This window comes from Nitrospirae bacterium CG2_30_53_67 (assembly GCA_001873285.1).
GTDB lineage: Bacteria > CG2-30-53-67 > CG2-30-53-67 > CG2-30-53-67 > CG2-30-53-67 > CG2-30-53-67.
In genome coordinates this window covers 1-5,636 of the sequence record MNYV01000105.1, presented here as the reverse complement: position 1 = coordinate 5,636, position 5,636 = coordinate 1, and the positions used below count along the sequence as shown (strand labels likewise).

3 protein-coding genes and 2 pseudogenes are annotated in these 5,636 nt (G+C 56.4%); all 5 read left to right on the top strand.

All coding sequences use genetic code 11. The annotated features are described in order from the left end of the window. The 5 genes and pseudogenes from AUK29_06680 (at position 1) to AUK29_06660 (ending at position 5,636) form a co-directional block, all read left to right on the top strand. Positions 1–222 (top strand): annotated as a pseudogene (locus AUK29_06680) (hypothetical protein). A gap of 24 nt (positions 223–246) precedes the next feature. Further along, positions 247–876: a hypothetical protein gene (locus tag AUK29_06675; GenBank protein ID OIP63447.1), complete on the top strand. Its 630-nt coding sequence runs from the start codon at positions 247–249 to the stop codon at positions 874–876. Positions 877–894: 18 nt separating this feature from the next. Then, positions 895–2,484, top strand: coding sequence for a hypothetical protein (locus AUK29_06670; protein ID OIP63446.1), 1,590 nt, complete (start codon positions 895–897; stop codon positions 2,482–2,484). Between the two features lie 11 nt (positions 2,485–2,495). Continuing rightward, positions 2,496–3,905: a hypothetical protein gene (locus tag AUK29_06665; protein OIP63445.1), complete on the top strand. Its 1,410-nt coding sequence runs from the start codon at positions 2,496–2,498 to the stop codon at positions 3,903–3,905. Between the two features lie 709 nt (positions 3,906–4,614). After that, positions 4,615–5,636, top strand: a pseudogene (locus AUK29_06660) (hypothetical protein).

The window sequence follows — 5,636 nt, the reverse complement described above, 5'->3', positions numbered from 1 at the left end:
GGCGCCGGGGGGAAGGTGACCCGGAGAGACACAACCGGCCATTCCGGGAAAGACGCGGGGCAGGAGATCGATCTGCTTGTCCAATACAAACTAAATCAGCACTGGAGTTTCCTGGGCGGATACTCCTACTTCATTGCAGGGGACTTCATCGAGGATGCGCCTCCGCAGAAGACCGGGGACAATGCGGACTTCAGCTACGTGCAGGTGATGTATACGTTCTGATTGTGCATGACATGGGGGCGCGACTTGAAGGATCCTCTCTACTTTGTACCCGTCAAATACAAATTGACTCTGACCTTTGTCCTGATCTCGGTCGTCTCGCTCGGCATCGGCGGCCTCGTGAGTTACCAGACCACCCGGGACGCCCTTAAGGACCAGGTACTGAAAGACCTCTTCCTGACCGGGCAGGTTCAGGTCCAGCACGTGACCTCCTTTATCGACGCCTTGAAAAAGAGGACCGAAGACTTCAGCTCCGACGGGTTCATCCGTGATGCGGCGTTCAGGCTCCAGACGTCCTCTCATCCTGCCTTGCAGCGGGAACTCTCCAGACACCTGCGCGTCAACAAGATGGGTATCGTCCCGGAATTTTTTGAAACCTCAGTTGCGGGCAGAGATGGTCTTATTCTCGCCTCCTCTGATCCCGCGAGGGTTGGTCTGGATGCATCGAAAAATCCCTGGTTTGTCGGAGGGCGCTCCACGATATTCATGGGAGAGATACGGACGGGCGAACATGCCGGAGAGGGGAGGCCCTCCCTGGAGATCTCAGCCCCTCTCACGGACAAGGAGACCCATGAGTTCGTGGGGGTCATCGTGAACCGGATCAAGCCGGAGGTCCTGAGCGAAGTCGTCCAGGCGGGGATTCCCCTGCCGGGCTAGGGCAGGGATATCCATCAGGTGAACAGGACCCTGGACAGTTACATCCTTGACCGGGAAGGCCGGTTCATCACCTCCACACGCCGCCTGAAATACAAAGACGCTTTCCTGCAAAAGAGCCATATGAGCACCCGGGCCTTCATTGACGGGCATGGGATCATGGCGTCTTACAGAGGGAGAGAGGTGGTCTATGTCTCCGTCCGTCTGCCTGCGCAGGGATGGACGCTGGTCACCGAACTGGAGACGGACGAGGCCTTCAGGCCGGTTTTGCTCCTGAGGCAAAGGCTCTTCTTTGTAGGTTGTGCGCTGGTCTTCATCACGATGGTGCTCCTGTTCTTTCCGCTGAATTTCATGATCGGCCCCATACTCAGGCTTAGGTCCGCGGCCAAGATGATCGAGGAGGGGAAGTTTGATGTTTCAGTGCATGTGGATTCAAGGGATGAGATCGGAGAGCTTTCACGGGCCTTCAACCGGATGTCTTTCGGACTCTTTGAGAGGGCGAAGAAGCTTGAAGAATATACCGGTGAATTGAAGAAAAGAGAGCGCGAGGTCAGGTACGAGAAGGATCTTCTGAATGCCGTGATCCAGTGCATGAGCGACGGGGTCATCTTTATCGACCTGAACGGAAACATCTCGCTTTTTAATTCGGCGGCCGAAGGGGCATGGATCATCAGCAGAGACGGGGCGGAGGGCCTACAGGCCCGGTTCGCGGCAGAGGTTGACGGCTGTTTCAGGAAGCAGATGGAAGGCATGGCCGCGGGGAATAAGAAAGGCTGCCGGAAGGTCCTGCATGCACGGGGAAGGATCTATGAGAATACCTGCACCTACGTCCATAATCCGTCCGGCAAGGCCCTCGGGATCGTCATGGTCAGCCGGGACATCACCGAAAGGAAACAGATGGAAGATCGCCTCCTGCACCAGGAGAAGATGATGGTCGTGGGTGAGCTTTCCGCGGCCATCGCCCACGAGCTGAACAACCCCCTTGCGGCCATGTCCATGTTTGCCCAGATGCTGATCGACGAATGTACCGGGGAGACCCCCTACAGGGAGCATGCCGAGGTCATTATGAGAAACACCCAGGTCTGCAAGAAGATCATACGGGGGCTTCTCGACTATGCAGCCCGGAGCCCCGTAAAGCGCCAGCCGTTTAATATCAACAGATGTCTGAAGGAAGCGGTGGACCTCTACAGGCCGCTGCTCGGGAAAAAGGACCACGAGGTGGTCTTTTCACTGGATGAGGGGATCCGGGAGTTTATGGGAGACGAGGAGCAGATCAGGCAGGTCTTTGTCAACATGATCATGAACGCCATGCAGGCCATGGAGAGCCGCGGCGTTCTCACCTTGAAGACGTCCTGTAACGGCGCCTCCGGGATCGAGGTGGAGATCCAGGATTCCGGTCCCGGGATCCCGTCCGAAAATATTGACAAGATCTTCGACCCCTTTTTTTCCACCAAGCCCAGCGGTATCGGAACGGGGCTCGGCTTATCCATATCCAAGAAGGTGATCGAGTCTCACGGTGGAACGATCAGGGTGAAAAGCGAGACCGGTAACGGAACCCGCTTCATCATCACGCTTCCCGCCGTGGAAAAGGCTGAGACCGTCGGGGCTTGATGAGGTGACCTATGTCCTGGAGCGTTCTGGTTGTCGACGACGAGAGTGATGTGAGGAGGGGCCTTCAGCTCATCCTCGGCAAAAAAAGTTTTGATGTGAAGGGGGCGGCCTCTTCAGAGGAGGCGCTTGAACTGCTGAGGCACCGCTATTTTGATTTCGTGATCACCGATATCAAGATGGGGGGCATGCATGGGATTGAATTGCTGAAGAAGGTCAAAGAGAAATGGCCCAGGACCGAAGTGATCGTCATCACGGGTTTCGGCACCATTGAGACGGCCGTGGAGGCCATGTGGCTGGGCGCCTACCATTACGTCACCAAACCGTTTAACAACGATGAGGTCATCCTGACGTTGCAGCGCGCCGTCCATGAACAGGAACTCGAGGCCGAACTGGACCGTCTTCGCAATCAGGTGGAAGAGCAGCAGGGGTTCTACAGGATCATCGGCAGGGACAGGCAGATGCTGGAGATCTTTTCGCTGATCGGGAGGATCGCCCCGACCAATGTCCCGGTCCTGATCCTGGGGGAAAGCGGGACCGGAAAGGAGCTGATTGCAAGGGCCATCCACATGCAGTCCTTGAGGGTGCAGGAAAAGTTCATCGCGGTCAATTCCGCCGCTCTTCCGGACACGCTTCTGGAGTCGGAGCTTTTCGGGAGCAGGAAGGGTGCCTTTACAGGCGCCGACCAGGACCGGAAGGGCCTGTTCCTGGAAGCATCCGGCGGAACCATATTCCTGGACGATATCTCGAACATGTCCGAGGCCTTTCAGGCCAAACTGCTCAGGGTCCTGCAGGAGGGGGAGATCCTGCCACTCGGCCAGACCCAGCCGGTGAAGGTGGATGTGCGGATCCTTGCCGCCGCCAACCGGGACCTCGCAGAGGAGGTCAAGGCGGGAAAGTTCCGTGAAGACCTCTACTACCGGATTCATGTGGTCCCCATCAAGGTGCCGCCGCTCAGGGAAAGACGAGAGGACATCCCCCTGATCGCCAGCCACATCCTGAAGAGATTCTGCACGGCACAGGGCCTCCCATCCAAACGGATCATGCCGGATGCCATGCGGGTCATCATGGCCTATCCCTGGCCGGGCAATGTGAGAGAACTCGAGAATACCCTGCACCGGGCCGCCCTGATCTCCGAGGGGGAGGAGATCAGGCAGAGCGATATGGTGCTCAGCGATGAGGAGAAGCGGTTCGGCGGTCTGGTCAGACCTTTTTACGGCCTCCCCTATGACGAGGCAAAGGAGCGGATTCTTGGGCTCTTCCAGAAAGAGTATGTGCAGAATATTCTATGCGAATGCAACGGGAATATTTCCAGGGCCGCTGAGCGGTGCGGACTCACCCGGGCCGCCCTCCACCGGATCATAAAAAAACACGGACTTTCCTTCAGAGAGGATATAGAAGACGGCGTTTCGTATGGCCGTTAGTTCCGCTTCTTCATCCAGAAGCGGGTTTTCCTGCTCATCCCGTATCTTTCGTCATGGTCCGGCTCGGAGGCTCTCGGAGGCTGCTTTCCTGTATACTCTCTTGTCCTGCAGCTTAAGTGGTCTTGTTCGTAAACATGGTAACGTACCGAGAGTGACGTAGGGCGGTCTCATCAAGGCACGCGATTGAGGTGTACCCCCTGTGGTACGCCGCAAGGAGCGGAACGCTGAAGAGACCGCCCTACGGCACCTGTCTGCCATGGCACAGGCAGGCTCAAATGAGACCGTATTTACGAATAGGACCACTAAGTGGACATTCCGGCAAGATTCCTATGGCATGCTGATAAGGAGAATCAGTCTTGCTCGTATACGGGAATATACGGTTGAATATCCTATAAAAACACAATGTTACCAACGAAGATGGGATGTTTATGTAACATCCAGTATTCAGTCCAGCGAGATGTGAACCAAAGCCGCTCTTCTTTCCTCACCTCCGGTGCTTCATAACCTATTGTTATCATAATGTTTTTATTATTAAACCCAAGAAGGATGCATATAGTTTTGATTATGGCATAAACCTTGCAATAAGGTATTGCAGTGTATTGCAGTAGAAAAGATCATGGGATAGTACTTGCTTGATTCTGATATAAACGGTATATAGAAGGTTGTCTGATGTCTTAAATCTCACGAATTGATTGTATTGAGCGTTTCCATGCCCAAACCGAAATTTCAAGTGGTCATCCCTGATTACAAGTACTGGAGGCAGAATATCAAGTGCCAGACCGGCTGTCCCGTGAATACGGATTCGAGAGGTTACGTGCGGGCCATCGCATCGGGCGATTATGAAAAGGCCTATTGGATCGCACGGACCCCGAACCCGCTCGCCTCGATCTGCGGCAGGGTCTGCGGCGCCCCCTGCGAGACCGCCTGCAGGCGGGGGTGGATCGACACGGCGGTCTCCATCCGTGCGCTGAAACGTTTCGTCACGGAAAAGTACGGCGTGGAGGCGGTTAGAGTGCCGGGCGATTACGCCAAAAAGTTCAGGTCCGTCTATAAGAAAAAGGGGGACGGCATCCAGGGGATAGCGAAGAAGGATGCGGTGGTCTCGATTGTGGGGTCCGGGCCTGCGGGCCTTGCCTGCGCACATGATCTGGCTCTCATGGGATACCGGCCGGTGGTCTACGAAATGGAGAAGATCGCAGGCGGCATGTGCGCCACGGGCATTCCCATCTACAGGCTCCCAAGGGAGCTCCTCAAGGCGGAGATCGATGCGATTCAGGCCCTGGGTGCCGAGATCCGGCTCGGGGTCCATGTGGGATCGGATGTGCCGCTCAGGAAACTCTACGATGAGTCCGAGGCAGTGCTCCTGGCTGTGGGCGCCAGGCGGTCGAGGATCCTCCCTGTCGAGGGATCGGAGTCCAGGGGTGTGCTCGGCGGGGTCGAATTTCTCAAGGATGTGAATACCGGAAGCTATATCAACATCGGCCCCAGGGTCGTGGTGGTCGGCGGCGGCAATGTGGCCTACGACGTGGCAAGGACCGCTCTCCGGCAGCGGGGCGTGGACTCGGTCTCGCTTGTCTGCGTGGAGGCGAGGGAGCAGATGCTGGCGGACAAGGTGGAGATCGATGAGGGTGAAGAGGAAGGGGTGGTGCGGCTCGTAAGCTTCGGGCCCCAGCGTATCCATGCCGGACTTGGCGGGATTGTTGAATCCATGACCTTCAAGAAAGTGATCTC

What these genes read in the sequence shown, in the direction of transcription:
- AUK29_06665 (OIP63445.1), top strand. Translation starts at nt 2,496, where the DNA reads ATGTCCTGGAGCGTTCTGGTTGTCGACGACGAGAGTGATGTGAGGAGG.